The organism is Roseateles puraquae, from assembly GCF_002205845.1.
Classification (GTDB): Bacteria; Pseudomonadota; Gammaproteobacteria; order Burkholderiales; family Burkholderiaceae_C; genus Pelomonas; species Pelomonas puraquae.
In genome coordinates this window covers 399310-426119 of sequence record NZ_NISI01000006.1, presented here as the reverse complement: position 1 = coordinate 426119, position 26810 = coordinate 399310, and the positions used below count along the sequence as shown (strand labels likewise).

The 26810-nt window shown below is 70.8% G+C and carries 19 protein-coding genes; 12 read left to right on the top strand and 7 right to left on the bottom strand.

The genetic code is table 11. The annotated features are described in order from the left end of the window. Nucleotide 1 precedes the first annotated feature (1 nt). Genes CDO81_RS16925 through CDO81_RS16905 form a run of 5 tightly spaced genes read left to right on the top strand, consistent with a single transcriptional unit; the run spans nt 2 to nt 7763 of the window. Nucleotides 2-751 carry a LytR/AlgR family response regulator transcription factor gene (locus tag CDO81_RS16925; protein ID WP_241517039.1) on the top strand — a complete coding sequence of 250 codons (750 nt, stop codon included), beginning with the start codon at nt 2-4 and terminating at the stop codon, nt 749-751. Beyond that, the gene (locus CDO81_RS16920) at nt 748-1554 is read left to right on the top strand and encodes a head GIN domain-containing protein (protein ID WP_088484392.1); all 807 of its coding nucleotides are present in this window, start codon (nt 748-750) and stop codon (nt 1552-1554) included. Before CDO81_RS16925 ends, CDO81_RS16920 begins: the two co-directional genes overlap by 4 nt. A 41-nt stretch (nt 1555-1595) precedes the next feature. Next, a complete protein-coding gene (locus tag CDO81_RS16915) occupies nt 1596-6668 on the top strand; it encodes an alpha-2-macroglobulin family protein (protein WP_088484391.1) in 5073 nt (1690 codons plus the stop codon). 38 nt (nt 6669-6706) lie between these two features. Continuing rightward, complete coding sequence (locus tag CDO81_RS16910; RefSeq protein ID WP_144397285.1) at nt 6707-7321, top strand: SEL1-like repeat protein; 615 nt, start codon at nt 6707-6709, stop codon at nt 7319-7321. 55 nt (nt 7322-7376) lie between these two features. After that, complete coding sequence (locus tag CDO81_RS16905) at nt 7377-7763, top strand: YfeK family protein (RefSeq protein ID WP_088484389.1); 387 nt, start codon at nt 7377-7379, stop codon at nt 7761-7763. 15 nt (nt 7764-7778) lie between these two features. Here the strand turns inward: CDO81_RS16905 and CDO81_RS16900 are convergent, their stop codons facing one another. Continuing rightward, nucleotides 7779-8369, bottom strand: a complete 591-nt coding sequence (locus tag CDO81_RS16900) for a putative 2OG-Fe(II) oxygenase (protein ID WP_088484388.1) — start codon at nt 8367-8369, stop codon at nt 7779-7781. A 47-nt stretch (nt 8370-8416) separates the two neighbouring features. Between CDO81_RS16900 and pbpC the strand changes: the two genes are divergently transcribed. Continuing rightward, complete coding sequence (pbpC, locus tag CDO81_RS16895; RefSeq protein WP_088484387.1) at nt 8417-10774, top strand: penicillin-binding protein 1C; 2358 nt, start codon at nt 8417-8419, stop codon at nt 10772-10774. On the opposite strand, the gene CDO81_RS16890 is transcribed toward pbpC, so the two are convergent. Further along, complete coding sequence (locus CDO81_RS16890) at nt 10722-11681, bottom strand: LysR family transcriptional regulator (RefSeq protein ID WP_088484386.1); 960 nt, start codon at nt 11679-11681, stop codon at nt 10722-10724. The genes pbpC and CDO81_RS16890 overlap by 53 nt on opposite strands. 93 nt (nt 11682-11774) lie before the next feature. Here CDO81_RS16890 and CDO81_RS16885 point away from each other — a divergent pair, with 93 nt between their 5' ends. From CDO81_RS16885 to CDO81_RS16875, 3 genes are read left to right on the top strand one after another with little or no spacing between them, the layout of a single operon-like run. Continuing rightward, the gene (locus CDO81_RS16885; protein ID WP_088484385.1) at nt 11775-13316 is read left to right on the top strand and encodes an NADH-quinone oxidoreductase subunit L; all 1542 of its coding nucleotides are present in this window, start codon (nt 11775-11777) and stop codon (nt 13314-13316) included. Nucleotides 13317-13330: 14 nt separating this feature from the next. Next, complete coding sequence (locus CDO81_RS16880) at nt 13331-15877, top strand: YbcC family protein (protein ID WP_420893095.1); 2547 nt, start codon at nt 13331-13333, stop codon at nt 15875-15877. Between the two features lie 38 nt (nt 15878-15915). Next, entirely contained in the window at nt 15916-16137 is a 222-nt protein-coding gene (locus tag CDO81_RS16875) for a SlyX family protein (protein WP_088484384.1), read from the top strand. Between the two features lie 4 nt (nt 16138-16141). Here the strand turns inward: CDO81_RS16875 and CDO81_RS16870 are convergent, their stop codons facing one another. Then, a complete protein-coding gene (locus tag CDO81_RS16870; protein ID WP_088484383.1) occupies nt 16142-16627 on the bottom strand; it encodes a cupin domain-containing protein in 486 nt (161 codons plus the stop codon). A 37-nt stretch (nt 16628-16664) separates the two neighbouring features. Here CDO81_RS16870 and recQ point away from each other — a divergent pair, with 37 nt between their 5' ends. Beyond that, nucleotides 16665-18548, top strand: a complete 1884-nt coding sequence (gene recQ / locus CDO81_RS16865) for a DNA helicase RecQ (RefSeq protein WP_088484382.1) — start codon at nt 16665-16667, stop codon at nt 18546-18548. On the opposite strand, the gene CDO81_RS16860 is transcribed toward recQ, so the two are convergent. Further along, entirely contained in the window at nt 18545-18829 is a 285-nt protein-coding gene (locus tag CDO81_RS16860; protein ID WP_088484381.1) for a hypothetical protein, read from the bottom strand. The two genes, recQ and CDO81_RS16860, sit on opposite strands and share 4 nt — an antisense overlap. A 203-nt stretch (nt 18830-19032) precedes the next feature. Between CDO81_RS16860 and CDO81_RS16855 the strand changes: the two genes are divergently transcribed. Both CDO81_RS16855 and CDO81_RS16850 read left to right on the top strand, forming a co-directional pair. Continuing rightward, a complete protein-coding gene (locus CDO81_RS16855; RefSeq protein ID WP_088484380.1) occupies nt 19033-22563 on the top strand; it encodes a Dyp-type peroxidase domain-containing protein in 3531 nt (1176 codons plus the stop codon). 64 nt (nt 22564-22627) lie between these two features. Continuing rightward, a complete protein-coding gene (locus tag CDO81_RS16850; RefSeq protein ID WP_158218322.1) occupies nt 22628-23104 on the top strand; it encodes a YcxB family protein in 477 nt (158 codons plus the stop codon). A gap of 46 nt (nt 23105-23150) precedes the next feature. On the opposite strand, the gene CDO81_RS16845 is transcribed toward CDO81_RS16850, so the two are convergent. The 3 genes from CDO81_RS16845 to CDO81_RS16835 all read right to left on the bottom strand — a co-directional run bounded on the left by CDO81_RS16845 (nt 23151) and on the right by CDO81_RS16835 (nt 26782). Beyond that, the gene (locus tag CDO81_RS16845) at nt 23151-24149 is read right to left on the bottom strand and encodes a catalase family peroxidase (protein WP_088484378.1); all 999 of its coding nucleotides are present in this window, start codon (nt 24147-24149) and stop codon (nt 23151-23153) included. Between the two features lie 774 nt (nt 24150-24923). Further along, nucleotides 24924-25664: a LytR/AlgR family response regulator transcription factor gene (locus CDO81_RS16840; protein WP_088484377.1), complete on the bottom strand. Its 741-nt coding sequence runs from the start codon at nt 25662-25664 to the stop codon at nt 24924-24926. After that, nucleotides 25661-26782, bottom strand: a complete 1122-nt coding sequence (locus CDO81_RS16835) for a sensor histidine kinase (protein WP_088484376.1) — start codon at nt 26780-26782, stop codon at nt 25661-25663. The genes CDO81_RS16840 and CDO81_RS16835 overlap by 4 nt, the downstream gene beginning before the upstream one ends. Nucleotides 26783-26810 lie beyond the last annotated feature (28 nt).

The following is a 26810-nucleotide window of genomic DNA, read 5'->3' as shown; positions in this document are numbered from 1 at the left end:
CATGACCACCGTTCTGATCGCCGAAGACGAACACCTCGCCGCCGAGGCCCTGGCCGACTGGGTCAAGGCCACGCCGGGGCTGCAACTCGTGGCCGTCTGCGAAGACGGCGAGGACGCACTCGCCCAGATCCGCGCACTCAAGCCCGCCCTGGTGTTGACCGACATCCAGATGCCTGGCCTCACGGGGCTGCAAGTGGTGCAGGCGCTGCAGGGCCATGATTGGGGATCAGGCCATCAGCCGCGCATCATCTTCACGACCGCCTACGACCAGCATGCGCTGACCGCTTTCGAGCTGCATGCGGTGGACTACCTGCTCAAGCCCTTCTCGCGCGAGCGCTTCGAAGAGGCGGTGCGGCATGCGCTGCGCGATGCGGCGCCCAGCCCGGCCGAAGTCGCCCAGGCGCTGGGCGCGCCGGCCGATGCGCCGCTCACGCGCTTGCTGGTGCGCGACCAGGGCAAGATCTTTCCGCTCCAGGTGGCCGACATCGAGTGCCTGCGCTCCGACAACAAGTACACGGCCATCACCAGCAAGGGCCGCAGCTTCCTGGTGCGGCTGCCCATTGCCGATTTCGAGGCGCGGCTGGATGCAAGCCGCTTCCTGCGCGTGCAGCGGGGCTGCATCGTCAACCTCGATTTCGTCGACAGCATGACGCCGGACGAGAACTCCCAGCTGGTGGTGCAGCTGCGCGACGGCACGCGCATCACGGCCAACCGCGAGGTGTCCAAGATGCTGCGGGAGCAGTCGCTGTGAACCTGTGGCGCGCTCTGCCTGGGCTGCTGGTGGCCGGTCTGGCCCAAGCCCAGATGGGACCCGGGCCGACGGTGCCGCCGGCCCAGCCTGCGCCAGCGTCACCGCCAGCGCCTCCAGCACCGGTGGCCCCGATCGCCCCGCCGACCGAGGTGGGGCGCGTCTACGCGCCCGGCGCCTTCGACCGCCTGGAGCTGGCCGGCGCCGCGCGGGTGGTGCTGACGCAGGGCGACCGTGACCAGGTCTTCGTGGCGGGGGACGCCGACGTGCAGAAGTCGGTGGATGTCGACCTGTCGGACCGCTTGCTCATCATCCGCCCCAGCGGTGGCTGGAAGTTCTGGCATTCGGCCAAGGTCTATGTGCAAGTCGAGATGCGGCAGCTGCGCCAGCTGTCGGTGTCCGGCGCAAGCGATGTGCAGGCGCCGGGCTTGCTGCGCGCCGACCAGCTCAAGCTCAGCATCAGCGGCGCAGGCAATGTGAAGCTTGACCAGCTGCAGGCGCGCCAGCTGGTGTTCTCCATCTCCGGAGCGGGCGACGGCCAGCTCGGCGGCCGGGTGGACGAGCTGGCCTTGCAGATCTCGGGCAAGGGCAAGGTCATCGCCGACCGGCTGCAGACCCAGCGGGCGCGCGTCGGCGTCAGCGGCCTGGGCAACGTGGTGCTGTGGGTGACCGAGGACCTCAACGCCCACATCTCCGGCATCGGGTCGGTGGACTACTTCGGCAACCCGGCCGTGCAGCGTTCGGTGTCGGGCATGGGGAATATCACCGCCCGCGGCGAGAAGAAACCTTCCGTGGACAGCCGCTGAGCCCTGCCTAAACTCCCCCGCAACTTGTGGGGAGAGCATTCATGGTGGCGTGGCAGAAGGTCGTCCTCGGCGTAGTTGGTGCAGTCGCCGTGGTGGCGGGCGGCTGGTGGGCCACGCAGAAGCTGGCTTCGCCCGGCCTGCCCAGCAGCGCCGAGGTGGGCGGCGAGCAGGCGGCGTTTGCGTTGCTGGACTGCAAGCCGCGCCTGTTTGACGGCGCACCGGCCATCGCCATCAGCTTCACGCAGCCGCTGGACGGCAAGCAGGACTTCGGTGCCCTCGTCACCGCCCAGGAAGGCGGCGCACCCACCGAGACCGACGGCAAGAAGGTGCCCGCGGCCGACGCCAGCTACAAGCCCGTGGCCGCCCGCTGGGTGGTGGGCGACAACCCGCGGGTGCTCTACCTGCCCTTCGTGACGCCCGACCGCAGCTTCAAGTTCGCCTTCAAGCCCGAGCTGGCGGCGCGTTCAGGCGGCAAGCTGGCCACGGCCCAGACCTGCGACGCGGTCAGCGAGGCCATGCCTGACAGCTACTACTTCGCCAGCCGCGGCCTCGTGCTGCCGGCCGGCCAGAACGGCGGCCTGCCGGTGGTCACCGTCAACACGCCTGAGGTGGACGTGCAGTTCCTGCGCGTGAAGCCGGAGTCGCTGCCCGCCTTCCTGGAGCAGGTGGGTGGCCGGCGCGAGCGCCAGGTCAACAGCGGCGAGGAGGATGGCGAGGGCGGCTACTACTACGACGGCTACAGCGACAACCAGCGCCGCCTCAAGGGCACGGTGGGCGGCTGGGTGCTGGACGAACTGCGCGCCATGAGCCAGAGCGTGTACCTGGGCCGCTTCACGACCGACGCGCGGCCCAACCGCCGCAACGTGAGCTTCCTGCCGGTGGAGAACGTCAAGGAGCTGCAGGAGCCCGGCATCTACGTGGCCATCATGAACCAGCCCGGCCGCTTCGGCTGGGACTACCAGGTCACGCACTACTACGTCACCGACATCGGCCTGCACCTGCGCCGGCATGCCGCGCAGATCGACGTCTTCGCCACCTCGCTCAAGAGCGGCGGCGCGCTCAAGGGCATCGAGCTGAGCCTGGTGGATGAAGCCGGCAAGGCCGTGGGCCAGGCCGAGACTGACGGTGACGGGCATGCCGTGTTCACCGGCAAGCTGGACAAGGCGCGCGCCGTGCTGGCCCGCCGCGGCAACCAGGAGATGTCGATCCTGAGCCTGCGCGACGCGGCGCTGGACCTCTCCGAGTTCGACGCCACCGGCCATCCCTCGCGCAGCAACAAGCTCTTCGTCTACGCCGGCCGCGACCTGTACCGGCCGGGCGAGAGCTTCCCGCTGTCGGTGCTGGCCCGCGATGCCGACGGCAAGCCCTTCCCCAAGCCTCTGCCGGTCACCTTGACCGTCAAGAAGCCGGACGGCAGCAAGCTCGTCGAGCAACTGGTGCAGCCGGGCAAGACCGGCACTGCCTACTACCAGCAGACGGTCACCCTGCCGGCGGATGCGCCCACGGGCGGCTGGACGGTCCAGGCGCGCATCGACCCGGCCGCCAAGCAGCCCGACGCACAGTGGGCCTTCAAGGTCGAAGAGTTCCTGCCCGAGCGCATGAAGCTCGCGCTCACCGCGCCCGAGGGCGTGCTCACCGGCGAAGGCGGCCTGACCGTGCAGGCCCAGGGCGACTACCTCTACGGGGCGCCGGCCGCGGGCAACCGCCTGCAGGGCAGCGCCTATTCCGAGCGGCTGCTGATGCCGCTGCCGGCCAAGCTGCCGGGCTTCATCTTCGGCGACCTGGCTGACGACAAGGCCAAGAACCGCCAGGACCTGGAAGAGCAGGAGCTCGACGCCGACGGCAAGGCCGGCATGGACATCAAGACGGCCTTTGGCGAGCGCAAGAGCCCCATGCGCATCCGCGCGGCCTTCAGCCTGCTGGAGAGCGGCGGCCGGCCGGTGGTGCGCACGCTGGAGCGCACCTGGTGGCCCGCGCCGGTGCTGGTGGGCGCCCGCCCGCTGTTCGACCGCAACGTGGCACCAGAAGGGGGCCTGGCCGAGTTCGAACTGGCCCGCGTGGATGCGGCCGGCAACTTCAAGCCCGCCAAGGAGCTGCAGCTCAAGCTCATCTACGAAGAGCGCCAGTGGTATTGGCGTTATGACGACGGCCGCGGCTGGCATTCGGGCTTCAACACCACCGAGGAGCTGGTGGAAGCTCGCACGCTGGCCCTGAAGGAGCGCACCAAGGTTGCCCTGCCGGTGCGCTGGGGCCGCTACCGCCTGGAGGTGACCGACCCCGACACCGGCCTGGCCCTGCGCTATGGCTTCTATGCCGGCTACGGCGCGCAGGACGCCGACGACATCGGCAACCGCCCCGACCGCGTGCAGCTCAAGCTGCAAGGCGCGCCCTTCAAGCCGGGCGACGTGGCCAAGCTGGCCATCAAGCCGCCGCATGACGGCGAGGCCATCGTCACGGTGGAAGGCGACCGCGTGCTGTGGACGAAGCGCATCGGCGTGAAGGCCAGCGGCACCGACCTCGACATCCCGGTCGATGCCGCCTGGGCGCGCCACGACCTCTACATCACCGTCGCCGCCTTCCGCCCCGGCAGCCAGGGCGACAAGGTCACACCGGCGCGCGCGCTGGGCCTGGTGCACCTGCCGCTCTACCGCGAGGACCGCAAGGCCAAGGTGGCGCTCACCGTGCCGGCCAAGACCCAGCCGTCGGTGCCGCTGCCCATCACCGTCAAGGCGCCCTCGCTCGCCGGCAAGCCGGCCATCGTCACGGTCAGTGCGGTGGACGTGGGCATCCTGAACATCACCAACTACAAGACGCCTGACCCGCAGGACTTCTTCTTCGGCAAGCACCGCTACGGCGCCGACATGCTCGACCTCTACGGCCGCCTCATCGAGAAGATGGACGGCAACATGGCCAAGCAGCGCTTCGGCGGCGACGCCGGCAAGCGCGACTCACAAAGCATGCCGCGCAAGGTGCTGCTGGTGGACCTCTTCAGCGGGCCGGTGCAGCTCGACGCCAAGGGCGAAGCCACCATCAACCTCAAGCTGCCCGACTTCAACGGCACGCTGCGCGTGATGGCGGTGGTCAGCAGCGCCGACAGCTACGGCTCGGCGCAAGCCGAGACGGTCGTGGCCGCGCCGCTGGTGGCGGAGCTGAACATGCCGCGCTTCGTGTCGCCCGGCGACAAGGCCACCATCGCGTTGGACGTGACCAACCTGAGCGGCGCGCCGCAGACGGTCAGCGTGGCCGTCACGTCGACCGGCCCGGTCAAGATCACCGGCAGCGCGGAGCCGATCAAGTTGAACGACAAGCAGCGGCAGATCCTGCGCTTCCAGGCCGAGGCGCTGGATGCCTGGGGCCTGGCGCCGATCCAGGTCAAGGTCAGCGCCGGGCCGCTGAGCCTGACGCGCGAGGCGGCGCTGCAGGTGCAACCCGTCACGCCACTGGTGCGTGAGGGCCGCCGCGTGCGGCTGGAGCCCGGCGCTACGCAGACGCTGGACAAGACCCTGCTCGACGCCTTCTGGGCGGGCTCGGCCGGGGTCACGCTGAGTGTGTCCAACACGCCGCCCATCGACATCAAGGAGCAGGTGCAGGGCCTGCTGATGTACCCCTACGGCTGCCTGGAGCAGACGACCTCCAGCGCCTACCCGCTCGTGTTCATCGATGACGAGGCGGCCAAGCGCTGGGGCCTGAAGCCCGTCCCTCGGGAAGAACGCGCGAAACGGCTGGAGGGTGCGTTCGCCCGCCTGGCCAGCATGCAGCAGCCCAAGGGCGGCTACGGCCTGTGGGCGGCGAGCAGCCCGTATGAAGGCTGGCTGAGCGCCTATGTCACCGGCTTCCTGCAGGATGCGCGCGACTCAGGCTTTGCGGTGCCCGAGGCGCAGCTCAAGCGCTCGATGGACGGGCTGCTGGAACAGTTCCAGCGCGCGCCCTCGCAGCAGACCACGCCCGCGAAGGACCCCAAGCGCGACGACAAGGGCCGCATCGCCGACTGGCGCGATGCCGAGACCCTGCGCCTGGCCCACCAGCGCTTTGCCGAGGCGGCGCATGCCGGCTACATCCTGGCCCGCGAGCAGAAGGCACCGCTGGCCACGCTGCGCACCCTGCACGAGCAGTACCGCAGCCATGCGCTGTCGCCGCTGCCGCTGGTGCATCTGGGCCTGGCGCTCAAGCTGATGGGCGACGAAGCCCGCGCCAAGCAGGCCTTCGACGACGCCATGAACCGCGGCTACGGCTACCAGCCCGATGACCCCGGCAACTACTGGAGCCAGTGGCTGGGCGACTACGGCAGCAAGGTGCGCGACCGCGCGCTGGCCTATGCGCTGCTGCTGCGGCACAAGGTCGCGCATGAGCGCCGCGAGAACCTGCTGTTCGACCTGTCGGACGACTTCAGCCGCCGCAACTACTACTCCACGCAGGAACGCCTGGCGCTGTTCCTGGCGGTACAGGCCGCCACCAACGGCACCGCCAAGGACGCGGCCTGGACCACCGCCCTCACCGTCGGCACCAAGGCCGACGCCTGGACCGGCACGGCCGTGGGCCAGCAGAGCCTCACGCTCGCGCAGCTCAAGTCCGGCGTGTCACTGAAGAACGAAGGCGGCGCGCCGCTGTACGTGGAGGTGTCGGCCCAGGGTTATCCGGTCAAGCCGCTGCCGCCCACGAGCGACCGCATCTCGGTGGAGCGCGCGATGTTCTCGACCGACGGCAAGCCCGTCACCGCGCGCCAGTTCGCCACCGGCGAGATGTTCATCGTGCGCCTGCGGGTCAAGGCCAGCCAGAGCATCAAGGACGGCCTGGTGGTGGACCGCATCCCGGCCGGCTTCGAGATCGAGAACCTCAACCTCAGCCAGGGCCCCAAGGCCGGCGAGTTCACGGTGGACGGCGTCAACATCGCCCAGGCCAACGCGAACGAACGCATCGCCCACATGGAGTACCGCGACGACCGCTTCGTGGCCGCGGCGGCCCTGGGCCAGACGCTGGACGTCTTCTACCTGGTGCGTGCCGTCACGCCAGGCCGCTACGTGGTGCCTGCCACCTTTGCCGAGGACATGTACCGGCCGGAGGTGCGAGGCATCGGCAAGGCGGAAGGGGAGATCACGGTGGTGGACAAACGATGACCCGCAGCGGATGCGCTTGGCGGCGTCTCGGTGCCGTCGTGACCCTGCTGTCGCTGGCAGGCTTGGCAACGGCTCAGCCGCCGTCGAAGGAGGCCCTGGCTGTTTCAGGGCAGGTCTTGGATCGTGGGGACTGGCGGGCGCTGGCCCTGCGCTGTCCTGCTTCCTTGATGCCGCAGGTTCAATCACTCGTCTATCTGGGCCGCAAGCAGTGCGAACCGGGCCAGATGCAATCCTGCCTTGCCGAATGTGCGCAGAACGATGCCGGCGCGTGCTACTGGCTTGCGGAAGCGCTGCAGGAGGCGCACGTCGCGTCCCACGCCAGCGTAGTCCTGTTTCAGCGAGCGTGCCAACTCGGCATCGCGTCAGGTTGTACGAACCGGGCAGCGGGGCTGTTTGAAGAACGGCGAGACGATGTGGAAGTGCAGGCTTGTGCGGCCCGGACCTACGACAAGGCCTGTCAGGCCGATGACCCGTGGGCATGCACGATGCAAGCCCTGCACCTCAGCCGCGGTCTCGGCGTGAGGCAGGATCGCCAGCAGGCGCTGAAGGTCTTGGAGAAGTCGTGCAAGTACGGACCGGAAGACCCAGCATGCACCTACGGGCAACGACTGAAGGCGACCATCGTGAACGATGCCGCTTCCCCGACGGAGTAGCCCTGCTGAGCAGCCCGCAGCACCTGCCGCTTCCAATCAACCGTTGAGTCCTTCCATGATTCGCCCCTGGTTCATGCTGCTGATCGCCTGTGGTGCAGCTCTCGTGGCCTCCGCCGCGCCCCTGCTGCCGACCGCCCGCGCCGAAGTCGACGCGCTCCTCACCCGCCTGCAAACCTCCGGCTGCGAGTTCAACCGCAACGGCACGTGGTACGCCGGCGCCGAGGCGAAGGCGCACCTGCTGAAGAAGCTCGACTACCTCGAAGGCAAGGACATGGTCAGCACGGCCGAGCAGTTCATCGAACGCGGCGCGTCGGCCAGCAGCATGAGTGGCAAGCCCTATCTGGTGCGCTGTGCGGGCAAGGCGCCGGTGCAGAGCGCGGTGTGGCTGAAGGCGGAGCTGCAGCAGGTGAGGGCGGCGCGGGCGGCGTCCGCGCCTCGTTGAGCGCGATGGCCCGCGTCACGCTCCCGCGTTCAGGCTGATCATGACCCGCAGCGCCGACTGGTTGGCCTCGAAGCCGGAGCCGTGCTTGAGCCAGGACGGAAACAGCAGCAGGTCGCCTGGAGCGAGCTTGAACTTGGCCATCTCCATGTTGAACTCGGTGGGCTGCGCCGCCTCGATGAAGCCGATCAGCGGATTCGGGTTCTCGAAGTGCAGCTTGCTGCTGGCATCGTCGCTGGCGATGCACAGGGCCGCCGACACGCGCGAGTCGGGGTGGGTGTGATGCCGCAGCACACTGCCCGGGCGCTGAATGTTGAACCACGAGTTGGACAGCCGGGCGCCGTCCAGCCCCAGTTCGCGGGCGTAGGCGTCCATCAGCTGCGCGAGGCCTTGCGTGAGGCCCTGGAGATGGGCGTGGGCTGCTTCAAGGGATTCGATGAAGTGCGCATCCTTGTCGAAGGTCGATTGCGCGTCGCCGAGCAGGGCGCCGTGCCGGCCGGCTTCCGACTGCAGGCAATGAGCCAGGATGGTGTCGAGCTGATCGGCGGTGAGCACCTCGGTGTAGCGGTGCACGAGGGTGGGGAAGAGCTTCCAGGCTTGCTTCTGCATGGGAATGGTGGCGGGCGTCGTCGCGAGGATTTTGCAGGCGGCGATGCATGCCGCAGCCGCGCACTGCGAGAGGGTCGCGCGTGAGCCGCCTGCGCCGCTTCGAGCTCACGCTCGCCGCCATCCTGCTGCTCGTCCTCGCGCTCGACTTCGCTTTCCCGCTGCCCACCCCCGCGAGCGACTCGCCCACGCTGACCGTGCTGGCTGCCGACGGCACGCCGCTGCGCGCCTGGCCCGGGGACGACGGCGCGCAGCGCCACCCGACCACGCCCGAAGCCGTTTCGCCCTACTACCTGCAGGCGCTTCTGCATTACGAAGACCGCTGGTTTGACTGGCACCCCGGTGTCAACCCTGTGGCCCTGGTGCGGGCCGCATGGCAGTGGGCGCGGCACGGGCGCATCGTGTCGGGCGGGTCCACCCTGACCATGCAGGTGGCCCGCCTCGTCGACGACAAAGCCGCCGGCCGCAGCGTGCCGGCCAAGCTGCGCCAGATCGCCCGGGCGCTGCAACTGGAGCTGCATTGCAGCAAGCACGAGATCCTGACGCTCTACCTCAACCTGGCGCCCATGGGCGGGCCGCTGGAGGGTGTGGAGACGGCCAGCCGCGCCTACCTGGGCAAGTCGGCCGGTGACCTCTCCAAGGCCGAGGCCGCGCTGCTGGTGGCGCTGCCGCAGTCCCCCACGCGGCTGCGGCCCGACCGCGCGGTGGCCTCGGCCCAGGCCGCGCGCGACAAGGTGCTCACGCGAATGCGGACCCTGGGTGTGTGGACGGCCGCCGACGTCGCCGACGCCAAGCTGGAGCGCGTCTTCGCCCCGCCGCTGCGCGCCCGCTGGCTGGCGCCGCTGGCGGCCGAGCGCCTGCGCCAGGAGGCCCGCCGCCAGGGCCACACGCCGGCGGTCATCCAGAGCACGCTCGACGCCGGCCTGCAGGCGCGTCTGGAGCAGCTGCTGACCGACCGCTTGAACAGCCTGCCCGATGCCGTCTCCATGGCGGCGTTGGTGGTGGACAACCGCACACTGGAAGTGCGTGGTTATGTGGGGTCGGCCGACTTCACCGATGCCCGCCGCGGCGCGCATGTCGACATGGTGCGCGCCCGCCGCTCGCCGGGCTCCACGCTCAAGCCGTTTCTGTACGCGATGGCGCTGGATGACGGCCTCATCCATTCCGAGAGCCTGCTGATCGACGCGCCGCAGAACTTCGGCGGCTATGCGCCCGGCAACTTCCAGGCGGACTTCTCCGGCCCGGTTAGCGTGAGCGAGGCGCTGCAGCGCTCGCTCAACGTGCCGGCGGTGGACCTGCTCGACCGCATCGGCCCCGAGCGCTTCGCCGGCCGGCTGCGCAATGCGGGCGTGAAGTTGCGCATGCCCGCCAACGCGGCGCCCAACCTGAGCCTCATCCTCGGCGGCGGCAGCACCACGCTGGAGGAGCTGGTGGGCGCCTACACGGCGCTGGCGCGCGGTGGCGTGGCGGCGCGCCCCCACCTCACGCCGGGCGCCGCATTGCAGGAGACGCGGCTGATGAGCGAAGGCGCCGCTTTCATCGTGCGCGAGATCCTGGAGAACGGCGGCCGGCCCGGCAACCCGTTTCGCGAGAGCGGCCAGCGCGTGGCCTGGAAGACGGGCACGAGCTTCGGCTTTCGCGACGCCTGGGCGCTGGGCGTGACCGACCGCTACACCTTCGGCGTGTGGATCGGCCGGCCCGACGGCACGCCCAACCCCGGCCATTTCGGCGCCAACTCCGCCGCGCCGCTGCTGCGCGACCTGGCCGCCGCGCTCGGCCCCGGCGACTCACGCCAGCAGCTCGGCCCGCGCCGCCAGCCCGCCAGCGTCGCGGCCGTGCCCATCTGCTGGCCGCAGGGGCTGGCCGAATCGGCCACCGAGCCCGGGCTGTGCCTGCAGCACCGCACCGCCTGGACGCTGGACGGCGCGGTGCCGCCCACCCTGCCCGACCGCCTGCGCTCCGGCCCGCTGGTGGAGCCCGTGTGGGTGCTGGCCGGCCAGCGGGTGCAGCCGGGCTGTGCGGCGGACGCTGAGCGCTTCGAGGCGGTGCGCTGGCCCGCCTTGCTCGGGCCGTTTCTGGACGCCGAACAGCGCCACCCGCTGGAGCGCCTGCCCTGGCGTGCCGACTGCGCCCCGCGCGAGCCGGTGGCCCACCGCCTGCGCGTGGTGGGCCTGGAGCCCGGCACCGTGCTGCGGCCTACGCCGGGCCAGCGCGAGGTCACCCTGCGGCTGCAGGCCATCGGCGCGCAGCAGGGCACGACCTGGCTGCTCGACGGCCAGTGGATGGCCGCGAGCGACGTGGCCTCGGCCGCCCAGGTGCTTCAGGTGAGCCGCCCCGGCGCCCACCGCCTGACCGTCATGGACGGCCTAGGGCGCTGGGCGCGGGTGGAGTTCCAGTTGCAGCCGTGAGCGTGTCGTCGTCCACCGCCAGCGGCGTGTGGGCCAGCAGCTGCTCCAGTCGCTCCAGCCGGTGCCGGTGCAGCGTGGTGATGGCGTAGAAGTTCTCGCGAAGCTGCGTGGAGCGGCCCACCCGCACCAGCACGCCGGTGCGCAGTTCGTCCTGCACCACCACCTCGGGCAGCACGGTCAGCCAGCCGCTGTCGCGGGCCACCAGGCGCAGCATGGCCATGTCGTCGACCTCGGCGCGCAGGCGTGGCGTGACGCCCGCGGCCACACAGAGGGCGTCGAACTCGCCGCGCAGCGCATGGCGCGGGCCGGGCAGGGCGAGCTCCCGGCCTTCGAGGTCTTCCGGCAGGCGCAGGCTGCGGCCGCGCCAGGTGGCGGCCGGGCCCACCAGCGAGATCGCCTGGCTGCCCAGGAAGCGGCAGTGCAGCGGCCGGTCGGGTCGGGCGGGCGCGGCCTCGTTGGCCAGCACCACGTCCAGCTGGTGCTCGAACAGCCGGCGCAGCAGGTCGTCCAACAGGCCCGACTCCAGCGACAGCGTCACGTTCGGGTCGGCCAGCAGCGGCCGGATCCAGTTCTCCAGGTAGTTGCGCGACAGCGTGGCCACGCTGCCCACGCGCACCCGCGTCAGGCCCTCGCCGCGGCCCTGCAGCCGGCCGAGCATCTCCCGCCCCAGCCCGAAGATGTTCTCGGCATACGACAGCACCAGCTGCCCGGTGTCGGTCAGCAGCAGGCGCCGCCCGCTGCGCTCGAACAGCGGCTCGCCGATGCGCTCCTCCAGCTGGCGGATCTGGCTGGACAGCGCCGATTGCGACACATGGAGCTCGGTGGCCGCCTGCGTCAGGTGCCCCGTCTTGGCCACCCGCCAAAAGTAGAAGAGGTGGTGGAAATTGAGCTGTTCGATCTGAAGCATTCTGTTTAATAGATCGATTCGTTCCGAACATTGAATTTTACGGAACGCTCGGACTTGCGCACCATGCCGCCCATTGCGAATTGGAGTGCGCCGATGAATCCGCCCGCCCTGTTGACCCTGGCCTGCAGCCTGTTGCCCGCCGCCTTGATGCTGGCGGCGGTGCCGCATCGCCGCAGCGGGCTGGCAGCGCCGGCCTGGCGGCGCTTCCGGGCGCTGGCCTGGCTGGCGCTGGCCGGCGCCCTGGCCAGCCTGGGGGCGCAGTTCGTGGCCCCCGGGGCGGTTGCGGCCGCCATGCCGGCCGGCCTGGGTGTGACGCTGGCCGGCGCCTGGATCGCGGTGCTGGTGCAGCTGCTGGGCACCACCATCGCGGCCTTCTCCTCGCGCTATCTGGAGGGCGAGCCCGGCCAGCCGCGCTACGTGGCCGCCCTGGGCGGCGTGCTGGCCGCGGTGCACCTGCTGCTGCTGGCCGACCACTGGCTGGTGCTGATCGCCGCCTGGGCGGCCGTGGGCCTGGCCCTGCAGCATCTGCTGTGCTTCTATACCGATCGCCCCTTCGCCCTGCTGGCCGCGCACAAGAAGCGCGTCGCCGACCGGCTGGCTGACCTGCTGCTGGTGGCCGCCGCGGCCCTGGCCTGGCATCAGGTGGGCTCGGGTTCGTTGTCCGCCCTGTGGCAGACGCTGGCGACCGGCCCGGCCGCCTGGCCGCTGCAGCTGAGCGCCGTCTGCCTGGCGCTGGCCGTGGTGCTGCGCACCGCGCTGCTGCCGGTGCATGGCTGGCTCATCCAGGTGATGGAGGCGCCCACGCCGGTGTCGGCCCTGCTGCATGCGGGCGTCATCAACCTGGGCGGCTTCGTGCTCATCCGTTTCGCGCCGCTGCTGGAAGCCGCGCCGGTGGCCCGCTGGCTGCTGGTGGTGGCCGGCCTGCTGACGGCCGTGCTGGCCGGGCTGGTGATGCTCACGCGCATCAGCATCAAGGTGCGGCTGGCCTGGTCGACCGTGGCGCAGATGGGTTTCATGGTGATGGAGTGCGGCCTGGGCCTGTACACCCTGGCGCTGCTGCACCTGCTGGGCCATTCGCTCTACAAGGCCCATGCCTTCCTGGCGGCCTCCGGCGCGGTGGAAGACACCCGGCTGCGCCTGATGCGCGGCAGCGTGGCGCCGTCGCTGGCCAGCGTCGTCGTGGCGCCGCTGGTCGTGGGCGCGGTGCTGTGGGCGGTGCTGAGCGCCGTGGCGCTGGTGCTGCCCGGCGCCGGCTGGCCCGGCTGGTGGACGGCGCTGCTGGCCCTGGCCTGGGCGCCGCTGCTGTGGCAGCCGGCACAGCGCCATCCCGATGCCCCGCCGGCTTGGCGCGGCGCGCTGACCGGGGCGGCCATGGTGGCCGGCCTGGTGCTGGCGGCCTGCGTGGGCCATGCGCTGCCCTTTGGCGTGAGCGATGCCCCGCTGGCCGCCGCCGGCTGGGTCGCGCTCGCCGGCATGGCCCTGCTCTACCTCAGCCTCACGTTGATGCAGACGCGCCCCGACCTGCTCTCGGGCTGGCGCCGCTGGAGCTACGCGGGCTTCTACGTCGACGAGTTCGTGACCCGGGCCGCCCTGCGCCTGTGGCCAGCGCGCTGGACCCCCGCCGCCGCGCAATGACCTGAACCAAGGAGATGCCCATGCACACGCTGACCCACACCCGCGCCGCGCAGGCCACCACGCCGCGTTCCCACGGCCCTGTGCTGGAGACCCAGGCCGACTTCAACGCCCGCGTCGAAGGCGCCTGTGCCCAGGCCTGCCGCGCCATCGCGCCCGCCTGGCCGCTGGACCGCGCCATCGCCGTCAATCCGCACTGGGAGCGCATCGGCCGCCCGGTGCGCGAAGTGGCGGCGCGCATGGCGGTGCTGGGTGGCATCGCGGTGTTCCCGTCGCGCCAGCACCTGCAGCAGGCCTGGGCCGGCGGCCGCATCCAGCCGGCGGACCTGCAGGAGGCGCTGACGCGCCAGTCGAGCGGGCTCGGCGCCCCCGAGGTCATCGCGGCGCTGCACCAGCCCCTGGCCGTGCCGAGCCTGCCGCTGCTGATCGACGTGCTCGACGACGACCCCGAAGGCCGCGCGCGGCTGTCGTGGCGCCAGGCCGTCACGCACCAGGTGAGCCAGGTCTGCGCCGCCTACTTCGACCACCACCAGGCCGACTGGCAGCCCGAGCGTGCCGGCAGCCTCTACGCCTTCTGGCGCGACACCGTGGCGCACGACCATGGCGTCGGCGTGCTGATGGGCCTGCCTGACCTGGGGCGCGGCCTGGCCGCCCTGCCCGCCACCCGGGAAGACGCGGAGCGCTGGGTGCTGCGCCGCCTGGGCCTGCCGGCCGAGGCCTGGGCCGACTACCTGGAGGCGGTGCTGCTCACCGTCAACGGCTGGGCGTCGTGGTGTGCCTACCTCGGCTGGGAGGCGCGCCAGCAGGGCCGCGGCGACGCCCATCTGCGTGACCTGCTGGCCATTCGCCTGGCCTGGGGCGCGTTGCTGCTGGAGTGCCGCGACGACCAGGCCGCCCAGCGCGCCTTCGCGGCCCTGCAGGTCGAGTGGGAGTGCGCTGCCGAGCGCCTGCAGCAGGCCGAGGCGGCCCTGCAGGTGGATGAGCTCTGGCAGACCGCCTACGAGGTCGGCTACCAGCGCGACCTGGCGCGGCGCCTGCAGGCCGTGGCGCCGCTGCCGGCCGACCCGGCGGCCCCCGTGGAAGTGCAGGCCGCCTTCTGCATCGACGTGCGCAGCGAGCCGCTGCGCCGCGCGCTGGAGGCCGCGTGGCCGGGTGTGCAGACGGTGGGCTTCGCCGGCTTCTTCGGCCTGCCGGTGGCCTACACGCCGCTGGCCACCGAGGCGCGCCGGCCGCAGCTGCCCGGGCTGCTGGCTCCGGCGCTGGAGGTGACCGAGCAGATCGCCCCCACCGTGGCCGACTTCGGCGCCGCCGGCGCACGGCTGCAGGCGCCAGCCCGCCAGCAGCGGCTGGCGCAGTTCGCCCGCACCGAGCGCTGGGGCGCCGGCAGCCGCTGGCCGAACGCGGCCTTCTCGTCGGTCGAGGCGGTGGGAGCCGGCTACCTCGGCCGCCTGGGCCAGTGGCTGCGTCCTTCGGCCGCGGCGCGTCGCTCGCTCGATGGCGAAGGCCTGTCGCCCCGCTACCGCCCGGTCTGCCGGCCGGTGCTCGCCGGCCTGGACACCAACGCCAAGGTCGACCTGGCCGCCCGCGTGCTGCACGCCATGGGCGTGGACCGGGGCCTGGCGCCGCTGGTGGTGCTGGTGGGCCACGGCAGCCAGAGCGCCAACAACGCGCAGGCCGCCGCGCTGGACTGCGGCGCCTGCTGCGGCCAGACCGGCGAGGTGAATGCCCGCGCGCTGGCGCGGCTGCTGAACGAAGCCGAGGTGCAGGCCGGCCTGCGCGCCCGCGGCCTGGCGCTGCCGGGTGACGTGGCTTTCGTCGCGGCCCTGCACAACACCACCACCGACGAGATCGAGGCCTTCGACCTCGACCTGCTGCCCGCCTGGGGCCAGGCCCGCTGGGCGCGCCTGGCCACCGCCTGGGCGCAAGCCGGCGACCAGGTGCGCCGCGAACGCGCGCCCACGTTGGGCCTGGACCCGCGCACACCGCATGCGAGCCTGCTCGACCAGCTGCGCCGCCGCGCCAATGACGGCGCCCAGACCCGCCCCGAGTGGGGCCTGACCGGCAATGCCGCCTTCCTGATCGCGCCGCGCGCGCGCAGCCAGGGCGCGGTGCTCGACGGCCGCGTCTTCCTGCACGACTACGACGCCGCCAACGACGCCGACGGCAGTGTGCTGGAGCTGCTGATGACCGCGCCGATGCTGGTCACGCACTGGATCAACTGGCAATACCACGCCTCCACCTGCGATCCGCAGCGTCTGGGCAGCGGCAACAAGCTGCTGCACAACGTGGTGGGCGGGCGCATCGGCGTGTTCGAGGGCAATGGCGGCGACCTTCGCATCGGCCTGGCCCGCCAGTCCCTGCATGACGGCGAGCATTGGCGCCACGAGCCGCTGCGGCTCACCACCGTCATCGACGCGCCCGCCGAGGCCATCGAGCGGGTGATCGCGGCGCATGCGGTGGTCGCCCAGCTGCTGCAGCACGACTGGCTGCACCTGTGGCGCTTTGCCGAGGGCGGCGGTTTCGAGCGTTATGTGCGGGGGCGCTGGGAGGCGGTGGCCGCCTGAGGCTGCCGACAAGCCCGGAAGCAGGCACCATAGCGGCCATGGACACCCTGCAAGCCCTCGAACAGCGCATCACCGACCTGGAGATCAAGGCCAGCTTCGCCGAAGACACGGTAGAGCAGCTCAACCAGGTCGTCGTGCGACAGCAGGCGCAGATCGACCGGCTCGTGAAGGAGCTGGTCGAGCTGCGCAACCAGGCCACGGCGGCGGCTGAGCCGGGCGGCTTTCGCAGCCTCCGTGACGAGCTGCCGCCGCATTACTGAGCGTTCAGGGCTCGCCCACCCAGTAGTCCACACCCGCGTCCTGCGGCACGAGCATGCGCAGGCCCGGGCCGTAGCAGCCGACCTTGCCCGAATCCGGGTAGACGCAGATCTCCGGCGTCTTGTTCGTGCTGACCGACAGGTAGTGCAGCGGCGCGTCGGAGGTGTTCAGCAGGTGGTGCGGGTATTCGGGCCCGGCCGGGATGGTGATGACGTCGCCCGCCCTCACCGGCACGAGTTCGCCCGCCACGCGCAGCGTGCCCTCGCCCTGAAGCACGATGAACATCTCTTCTTCGGCGAAGTGGTAGTGGTAGGGGCAGCTCTGGTGGCCCGGCGCCACCACGTCGATGCGGGCGCCGAGCTGCTGGGCGGCGGTGCCTTGGGTGAGTGACGCGCCCTCGGTGTCGTAGCGCGGTGCGCGCACGAAAGGCTCGCGCGGGGCGTCGTGGAAGTTGCGGATCAGGCGCTGGCGCAGTTCGGTGGGGGAAGGCATGAGGGCTCCGTGAGGCTCCTGGGACAATGGCGGTTGAATGAATCCGCCCGTGCATCTTCCAAGCCCTACCGACGACCTGCAATCCGCAGCGCACCAGGTCCTGTCAGCAGTCTTCGGCTACACCGCCTTCCGCGGCCAGCAGGCCGACATCGTCGAGCAGGTCGCTGCCGGTGGCGACGCGCTGGTGCTCATGCCCACGGGCGGCGGCAAGAGCCTGTGCTACCAGGTGCCTGCCATCCTGCGCCACACGCGCGGCCAGGGCGTCGCGGTGGTGGTGAGCCCGCTGATCGCGCTGATGCACGACCAGGTCGGCGCGCTGGAGGAAGCCGGCGTGCATGCGGCCTTCCTCAATTCGAGCCAGACCGGCGAGGAAGCCACCCGCATCGAGCGCGAGATGATGAGCGGGCGGCTCACGCTGCTGTACGCCGCGCCCGAGCGGCTGACCACGCCGCGCTTCCTGGCCCAGCTCGCCAGCCTGCACGAGCGCGGGCTGCTGAGCATGTTCGCCATCGACGAGGCGCACTGCGTCAGCCAGTGGGGGCATGACTTCCGCTCGGAGTACCTGCAGCTGAGCCTGCTGCACGAGCGCTTCCCCGACGTGCCGCGCATCGCGCTCACCGCCACGGCCGACGACCTCACGCGGGCCGACATCATCGAGCGGCTGCAGCTGCAGGACGCGCGCGTCTTCATCAGCAGCTTCGACCGGCCCAACATCCGCTACCTCATCGTCGAGAAGAACGGCTCGCCGCGCGAGCAGCTGCTGCGCTTCATCCGCGACGACCATGAAGGGGAGGCCGGCGTCGTCTACTGCCAGAGCCGCAAGAAGGTCGAGGAGACGGCCGAGTTCCTGCAGGCCGAGGGCCTGAACGCCCTGCCTTATCACGCCGGCCTGGACGCCGACGTGCGCCGCCACCACCAGGACCGCTTCCTGCGCGAGGACGGCCTCATCATGGTGGCCACCATCGCCTTCGGCATGGGCATCGACAAGCCCGACGTGCGCTTCGTCGCCCACCTGGACCTGCCCAAGAACATCGAGGCCTACTACCAGGAGACCGGCCGCGCCGGCCGCGACGGCGCCCCCGCCGAGGCCTGGATGACCTACGGCCTGGCCGACGTGGTCAACCAGCGCCGCATGATCGACGAAAGCCCTGCGGGCGAGACCTTTAAGCAGGGCCAGCGCGGCAAGCTCGACGCCTTGCTGGCCCTGGCCGAGGCGACCGACTGCCGCCGGGTGCGCCTGCTGGCCTACTTCGGCGAGGCCAGCCAGCCCTGCGGAAATTGCGACAACTGCCTGAACCCGCCGGCCACCTGGGACGCCACCGAGGCCGCGCGCAAGCTGCTGTCCTGCATCTACCGCTTCCACCAGCGTGGCGAGCGCTTCGGCGCCGGCCACCTGATCGACGTGCTGCGCGGCAAGGTGACCGACAAGACCAAGCAGTACGGCCACGACAGCCTGTCCACCTGGGGCGTCGGGGCCGACCTGTCGGAGCAGCAGTGGCGTGCGGTGCTGCGCCAGCTGATCGCGCTGGGCCACGTGGCGGCCGAAGGCGAGTTCAGCACGCTGGCGCTGCAGGACAGCGCGCGGGCGGTGCTCAAGGGCGAGGTGGAGGTGCGGCTGCGCGAGGCCGAAGAGAAAAAGCCGCGCGGCAAATCATCCCGCGGGGGCGCGCGGCCCAAGGCCGATCCGGCGCTCGGCCTGGACGCCGAGGGCCTGGAGCGCTTCGAGGCCCTCAAGGCCTGGCGCTCCGAGGTGGCCAAGGAGCATGGCCTGCCGGCCTATGTGATCTTCCAGAACACCACGCTGGCCGAGATGGCCCGCGTGGTGCCGGGCGATCTCACCGAACTCGGCGAGATCAGCGGTGTGGGGGCGAAGAAGCTCGAGGCCTATGGCCGCGAGATCCTTCGCGTGCTGGGGCGTTAGCAGACCTGCGGCGCGACGCAGGCGCTGGCCACCTGCGTGCCGTCGCCGGCCTGGTTGCGGCGGCCTTCGATGACGACGCGGGGCAACTGGGCCACGGTCGGGTCCGGCGTGCGCACACCGCTGACCACGACACGCTCCAGCTTCACGACCTCGGGCGCCTCGGCCGGGACGGTGATCGTCATCCAGGCGGCGCCGGTCAGGGCGATCATCGCCACCAGGGCGGCGGCGCTGACGGCTTGCAGGCGGGCGGTACGGGCGGTGGTGGTGCTGATGCGGTTCATGGTGCTTTCCTCTCTTTGTCTGTGTCGCCAGTGTCTGGAAGAGGAGCGTCCGGATCTAAGGGTTTGCGATAGGTTGCCGGTTTTGCCGGATGAATTGCGGCTGGCCGCGATCAGCGGGACCGTCGTCAATCTTGAGGGCCGTCCCTGACGCCACCGTCACGCGGCGCCGGGATACTCCTCCCCTTTTCTGGGGAGGGCAAAGCATGGCGCGCGGCAACGACGTTCAACTCGGCGGCATCACGGACCTGGTGCTGCTCGCCGACATCAAGCCCGGCTTCGTGGATGCGCTGGAGGTGGTGACCCATGTCGACCGCCTGCGCAAGGTGCTGCGCACGCTCAACGGCCTGCGCCTGGGTTCGCGCGAGAGCAGCGCGCCGGCCTCGCCCTACACCGACATCGTCGCCCGCTGGCGCATCGTGCATTCCTTCCGCTGGGCCGTGGTGGACGGCAAGAACGGCGCGCCCGACCGGCTGCTGCTGTGCGTCAACTTCGACGGTGGCTGGGAGCCGTACATGCGGGTCATCTGGGACCAGCTCGGGTCCACGCTGGACCTGATGCTCTGCCACACCGAGGGCTACCAGCTCTCCAACCGCTGCAGCTTCGAGACCTACTCGCGCTGGGTGCGCGAGCACGAGATCTCGGCAGACTTCCTGTTCATTGAATCCGGCCGCACCGTGGCCGACGCGGAGTACCTCGCCCTGCTGGAAGCCAGCCAGCGCGGCCAGGCCGACGAACTCAAGGCCGACCGCCTGCGCGCGCCGTCCTCCGGCCAGGTGCGGCCACTGCCGGGCCCTGACCAGCCCGCCGAGCGCTTTGCCATGGCGGCCCGCGGCCTGGTGCCGCTGGCCGGGCTGTTCACGCTGCAGCGCTTCTTCCGCCCCGGCGCGCCCGACGGCGGCTGCCTGCTGCGGGCCACGCAGGACGTGCTGTTCGAGCTCACCCAGCTCGACACCCGCGCCCAGTTCCCCTTCCCCGCGCCGGGCAAGCCGGCGGAGCAGCTCACGCCGGGCGAGCGCCTGCGGCTGCGCCACCACGAGATGCTGGCCTGGTTCGAGAGCACGCTCCCGCCGGTCGACACCCCCGCCGCCCGGCTGAAGCTCGACCGCCACCAGCTGCAGGCCGGCATGCTCACCAAGCTGCCCACCAACCGCGGCGCGCTGCTGCTGATGCGCATCGAGCAGCCGGCGCGCGCGCTGGCCTGGCTGGCCACCGCCCCGGTCGAGGCCGAAGGCGGCAAGGCCGGCCCGGGTGGCGTGTGGCGCCAGCTGGCCCTGACGCTGGCCGGCCTGAAGGCGCTCGGCATCCCCGAGGCGCGGCTGGCGCGGTTTCCGCAGGCCTTCAAGGAAGGCATGGCCGCCCGCGCCGGCCTGCTGGGCGATGTGCGCCACAACCACCCGACGCACTGGGCGCTGGCGCCGCACGTCAACCGCCGTGACCGCTTCGACCCCGCAGGCGCGCATCTGCTGGTGCAGGTGCGCTTTCACAACCCGGCCGGCGGCGAGGCCGTCACCGACGATGACCGCGCCCGCATCGACGCCGCCGCCAAGGCCCTCACCGAGGGCACGGGCCTGGCGCTGATGGCCATCGAGCCCATGCGCAGCAACGGCGGCGACAAGGAGAACTTCGGCTTCAAGGACGGCATCAGCCAGCCCACGCTCGACAAGGTGGAGCACAAATACTGGGACGACCAGGTGCCCGAGGGTGAGATCGTGCAGGGCTTCCCGACCCTGCGCGACAAGGGCTGGCCCGTGCCCGAGCAGGCCGATGCGCTGCTGGACTGCGGCAGCTTCCTCGTCGTGCGCAAGCTGCGCCAGTACACCGGCCGGCTGCATGACCGCATCCAGCGCGAAGCCAAGCGCACCCAGCTGCCGGCCGACCTGCTGATGGCCAAGCTCATGGGCCGCCGCCTGGACGGCAAGGCCCTGGCCGACGAAAGCACCGACGGCAACGACTTCAACTACGAGCGCGACAAGCGTGGCTCGATGTGCCCCTTCCACGCGCACATCCGCCGCGCCAACCCGCGTGACCAGGCCGAAGACTCCGCACTCACGAAGCGCATGCCGCGCATCCTGCGACGCGGCATGAGCTACGGCCCGCCGCCGGACCGCCTCAACCCCAACGACAAGGAAGACCGCGGCCTGGTCTTCATGGCCTACAACGCCCACCTGGCCGAGCAGTTCGAGGTGGTGCAGCGCTGGATGGCCGGCGCCAACGCCAGCGGCGGCTACTCCGCGCAGAGCGACCCGCTGCTGGGCGTGGTGGACCCGAGCCAGGGCAAGCGGCTCTACCCCTTCGAGCATGCTGGCAAGCCGTATGAGATCGAACTCGGCGACGAACCCTTCGTCACGCTGCAGTGGGGCGCCTACTTCTTCGTGCCGTCGATCGCCGCGCTGAAGGCCCTGCCCGGGCTGGCTGAGCTGCCGCTGCCCCTGCCGCCGGCGACACCCGCCCCGCTGCGCACGCCCGACCTGCAGGACTTCGCCGCCTGCCAGCGCTGGCTGGAAGACACCAACACCCGCGACGCCGCCTGGGCCTGGGTGCGCGCCCAGCCCGGCGGCGTGGCTCGCACGGCCTATGGCGTGCTGGTAGGCGCGCCGGAGCGCGTCTGCGACGTGCTGCGCAACCGCGAATTGCGCTACTCCAACAAGGGCTATGGCGACCGCATGCGCGACTCCATCGGCGAGGGCTTCCTCGGTATGGACGACGACAACGGCCACAAGGAACAGGCGCCCGAGGTCAACCGCGCGTTGGAGGCTATCAGCGAAGCCGAAGCCTTCACGCGGGCCTACGCCATCGCCAGCGGCGGCATGAAGCAGCTCAAGGCCGAGGCCCTCGGCCTGCTGGCCGCCTTCCCCGACGGCCAGAAGCCCCACGGCATCCCGGCCGACACGCCGCTGGACCTGGAGCGCCTCAGCGAGAACGTGCTCGCGGCCCTGTGCCGCCAGTGGTTCGGCCTGCCCGACGGCCGCCTGGTGTGGGGCACGGAGCTGCATCCGCCGACGCAGCCCGAGCCGCCGCGCTGCCCGCGCGCGCTGTTCCAGGTGTCGCGGCATGTGTTCGGCCCGCATCCGAGCGACGTCGTCAGCGCCCAGGGCCGCATGGCCGGCCAAAGCTTCCTGCAGGCCACGACCGCCTGGCTGCAGGCCACGCCGCGCGGCGACTGGCCCGACCTGACCCGGCAGATCGTCGAAGCCGCCGAGCGCGTGCCGGGCGCCCCCGCCGACCTCGCGGCCCGCACGCTGGCCGGCGTGATGCTCGGCTTCCCGCCCACCACGCATGGCAACCTGCTGACCGTGCTGGCCGGCTGGGTGCAGACGCGCAAGCTCTGGGACCTCCAGCCCGTCTGGCACGAGGTGCCTGAATCGGTCACCGACGCCCAGCGCTACACCGAGGCCGTGGCCCGCCTGCGCCCGGCGCTGGTGGCAACGCTCAACCTGCGCCCCACGCCCTTCCAGATCTGGCGCCGCGTGCTCAGCAACCACCGCCTGGGCGAGGTGGACGTGACCACGTCAGACACCGTCATCGTCGGCCTGGGCTCCGCCACTCAGCAAGACCCGCTGCGCCACCACGTCGCCTTCGGCGGCGACCGCGCCGACCCACAAGGCGCCCCACCCCACGCCTGCCCCGGCTACGGCATGGGCATGGGCGTGATGCTGGGCGTCGTGGCGGCAGTGCTGGATGCGGGGGTGATGCGGTTCACGGGGTCGCCGACGGTGGTGGCGTTGGGGGTGTAGGGCATGCTTGTGCCGTGGGCCCAGAATGCCGCCCCAGAGCTTGGCTTGTCCGCTTCAATTCGTCATGCGCATCCAGTACGACCTCAAGTTCACGGACGTCTTGCTCTTCCAGGCGTTTCATCAATTCCTTTCGCCGGCCGTGCAGGGTCTTTATCTTCTGGCTGCCTGGTTCTTCTGGCATGCGGAGTCCAGCGCGGGCTCGCCTGCCGCAGATGCTGCCTTCATGGCGATTGCCGCCTACGCTTTGATTTGGACGGTGCAGTTCGCCTTCAACGCGCTGTACCTGGTGTCCAGAAAGAACGGGAACGTCATCACGCGGCATGCCATTGAATTGCAGCTCGACGGTCTTGCTGAGGAGACACAACTCACGCGGACTTTTGTTCAATGGGCGGGCATCGCCAAGGTGGTCACACGGCCCGGATTCGTGGCGGTGTACATCTCCTCGCAGCTGGCGCATGTCATCCCGAACCGGGCGTTCGCGTCGTCGTCCGAGCGTGATGCCTTTCTGACCGCGATACGGCAGTCAGGTAGGGCCGTTTAGCCGCAGGCGCAACCCGCCAGGCGGTGCGCACCACCCGACGCCAGCCTCACTGCTTGGCGCCCTCCGTCAGTCGCCGGCCCAGGGAGACGCCGTAAGGCGCCGCGCGGGCGGCGAGCATCGGGTCCGGGCCGGCCTCGACTCCCTTGGGCAGCACCATCGGGTTGTAGGTGATGGCCAGGCAGGGGCCGGTCGCGTCGGGCGAGACGGACTTGATCGTCAGCCGGCCCAGCGTGACCTTCTTGCGATCCTCTGGCAGCGGCGTCACCGCGCTGTCGAGCTTGTCGCCGGCTTCGGCCAGCTGCAGGTTGAAGTCAAAGGCCACGGTGCTGGCCGCCACGCGCTGGCGCAGCTCGTCGATCAGGAAGTCCGGGCCCTTGGCCTTGGCCTCGTCGTCCGTCAGGCTCTGGGTGCCGCCCGCCGGCTCGAAGATCCACTTGCCGAACTGCTTCTTGCCTTTGGCATCCACAAAGGCGAACGCATGCACGCCCCAGTAGTTGACCGCGCCGTAGCTGGCCGGCACCGGCTGGCTCGCGAGGTACTTGCCTTGCAGCAGCACCTCAGGGTTGGCCTCGGCAAACGCCTTGACCTTTTCGGGGTTGGGCTTCTTGGTTTCGGGGTCGGGCATCAGCGACTCCAGCCGGCCCAGGAACTGCTCGGGCGTGGCCGCGCCGAACACCGGCGCCGAGATGTTGCCCATCTGCCAGACCTCGCCCTTGGGCAGGTTGAACTGCAGCGCCAGGTTGCGCTGGCTGCGCGCGTTGTCCGGCGCCTTGGGGTTGCCGCCACCGATCGAGAACCGGGCCACCACCGGCACCGGCTTGCCATTGAACGCCGACGCGCTGGACAGCGCCCGGCCCTGCGGGCTGCCGACAAATTCCGCCATCGCGCACACGCCCTTGGCGCCCGAGCGGCGGTAGCCCTCGAACTTGCCGCCAGCGGCCTCCTGGGCGTCCACGAGCTTGGTGGGGTCGACCTGGGCCCAGGCGGAGGTGGCGACGCCGACGGCGGCGGCGGCCAGAAGCAGGCTAAAGGTGTGAGCGTTCATGCGGATGTCCTTGGAAGGGTTGAGAGACGGCACATCACGCAGATCCCGCGGCGCGGACCCCATGACGCAACTTGGCGTACGCACAACGTACGGGTTTGGATGCAAAGCCGCCAGGACCGTGGTCGGCGGCCGGGTCGGCATCCTTACAGACCAATGTTCACCGGCCCTGCCGTCCTGTGCAATGGCGAAGCCGCCTCAGCGTTGCCGCCGCTGCCGTGGGTCGCGAGGCGGTGATACGGTGGCGCTTTTCGGCCAGGAGCGGTCAGCTGCGGAGGTCTGCTTCCACGCTTGTCGGGATGGCCGTGGGACGCGGGGGACGCAATTGCTACGTGTCCCCCGGGCCGCTGCGCGGCCCTCCTCCTTTACCTTCGCAATTGCGTCCCCCCGCGTCCCACTCAGGCACCGTCGGTTTTCTTCGACGAACAAGCCGGGTGTCGCGCAAGCGGGCAGTGGGGCGGGCCTGATGCGCAAGTAGAGGAGGAGGGCCGCGCAGCGGACCGGGGGACATGGAGCATCAGGCCCGCCCCGCTGCCCGCGTCCATCCCGGTCGATGCAGGGGAGCATTGAGGGGGGGCGACCCGACGAGTCGCCTTAGCGAGCAATTTAACGGCTGCTTTCCGGCCGCGATTTCCGTGGATCGGCAGACCGCTCAGGGTCGATAGCTGCCCTTCTGGCAGGCGCGCGCTGAAGCCCGCTCTCCGGCTTGCGCGGTCACTGCTCACCCGCGCCGACGCTTGCGCAGTGCTGCCGGCCTGAAGCCGCGGTGCCCCTGCTCTAGATCGACAAATCCCTCAACCGCTTGCTCGCCTCCCGGTTGGCCAGCAGCTCGGTGCCGTCGCGCATCAGGATCTGCAGCTGGCTCTGGTCGTCGGCTTTCATGGACTCGACGAAGTCCAGGTTGACGATGGCGTTGCGGTGCACGCGCAGGAAGCGGGTGGGGTCCAGCCGGGCTTCCAGGTCGGTCAGCGGCATGCGCACCAGGAAGCTGGCGCCGCGGGCGGTGATCTGGGTGTATTTGAGGTCGGCGCGCAGGTGTTCGATCTCGCCCAGCGCCAGCGGGAAGATGCGGCCGCGGTCGCGCACCAGGATGCGGGCGAGCGCCTCGCCGGGCTGGCTCTGCAGCGCGCTCACCGCCGCCTCGCTGCGCTCGGTGGCTGGCGCCGGGGCCTGCAGCGCGCGCTGCACGGCAGCCTGGAAGCGCGCCTGGGTGAAGGGCTTGAGCAGGTAGTCCAGCGCATGCAGCTCGAAGGCGGTCACGGCATGCTGGTCGTAGGCGGTGGTGAAGATCAGCGGCGGCACGCTGGGCAGCTGGCGCACCACCTCCAGGCCGGTCAGCTCGGGCATCTGGATGTCCATGAACACCAGCTCGGGTGACAGGGCCTGGATCAGCCGCAAGGCTTCGCGCCCATTGGCCGCCTCGCCCACCAGCACCAGCTCCGGCGTGGCGGCGATGAAGTCGCGCAGCGTCTCGCGGGCGAGCGGTTCGTCTTCGCAGATGACGACGCGGATGGTCATGTGGGCATCCTCATTTCGACGGTGAAGCCTTGGCCGGGTTGTGAGCGCACGTCAAACCGCGCGGCGTCGCCCCAGCGCAGCGCCAGGCGCCGCGCCACCGTGCGCAGGCCCAGGCCGGTGCCGGGCGGCAGGGCGCCGTCGGCGGGCAGTTGCGCGCCGGGGCCGTCGTCGGACACCGCCATGCGCAGTTGTTCGCCCGCCAGGTCGATGCAGATGCGCAGCCGGCCGGGCTCGCTGCGCGGGTTGAAGGCGTGCTTGATGCTGTTCTCCACCAGCGGCTGCAGGCTCAGCGCGGGCACGCTGCGGCCGAGCAGGGCCTCGTCGACCTGCCAGTCCACCTGCAGCCGCTCACCCAGGCGGATGGCCTCCAGCGCCAGATATTGCTCGGTGAAGGTGAGCTCGTCGCGCAGCAGCACCTGGTCGTCGCCGCTGCGTTCGGTGTCGAGCAGGTAGCGCAGCATTTCGCTGAAGGTGAAGAGGGCGTCTTCGGCGCGGCGGGCGTCCTTGCGCACCAGGGCCAGGATGCTGTGCAGGGTGTTGAACAGGAAATGCGGGTTGAGCTTGTTGCGCAGCGCGGCCAGCTCGCTGCGGGCCAGCAGCATCTGCGCCTGCGCCGCCGCCGCCGCCTCGCTGCGCGCCCGCTGCACCGCGCGGTAGGCGCTGAAGCCGCCGGCTGCCGCGGCATAGGCCAGCATGCCGAACTCCAGCTGCCAGATGAACCAGTTGGCCCGCGCCCGCTCGGCCGAGGCGATGCCGTTCTCCAGCGCAATCCACACCCACAGCAGCCCATACCAGACCAGCACGAAGCCCACCGACAGCACCGCATGCGCGGCCACCTGCTTCACGGCGGTGAGCCGGCGCGCCTCCATCCAGCCGGTGGCCGGCCACAGCAGCAACAGCAGCAGGAACTGCGGGCCCATGTTGCGCACCGTGCCGTGGAGGGCGCTGAGCAAGTTGAAGCCGCGCGACCAGACGCCGTCGGTCTCCACCGCGATCAGGTAGATCAACAGCACCGGCGCCCAGGCCAGCGCGTAGATGCGCAGCACGTCGCGCGGGGGCAGCCAGCCGCGCCAGTCAGATGCGGTGGCGGCGGTGGGGAGAGCGGTGGCCGTGGGCATGCGGCCGATTGTGGGCGGCGGCGGGCCG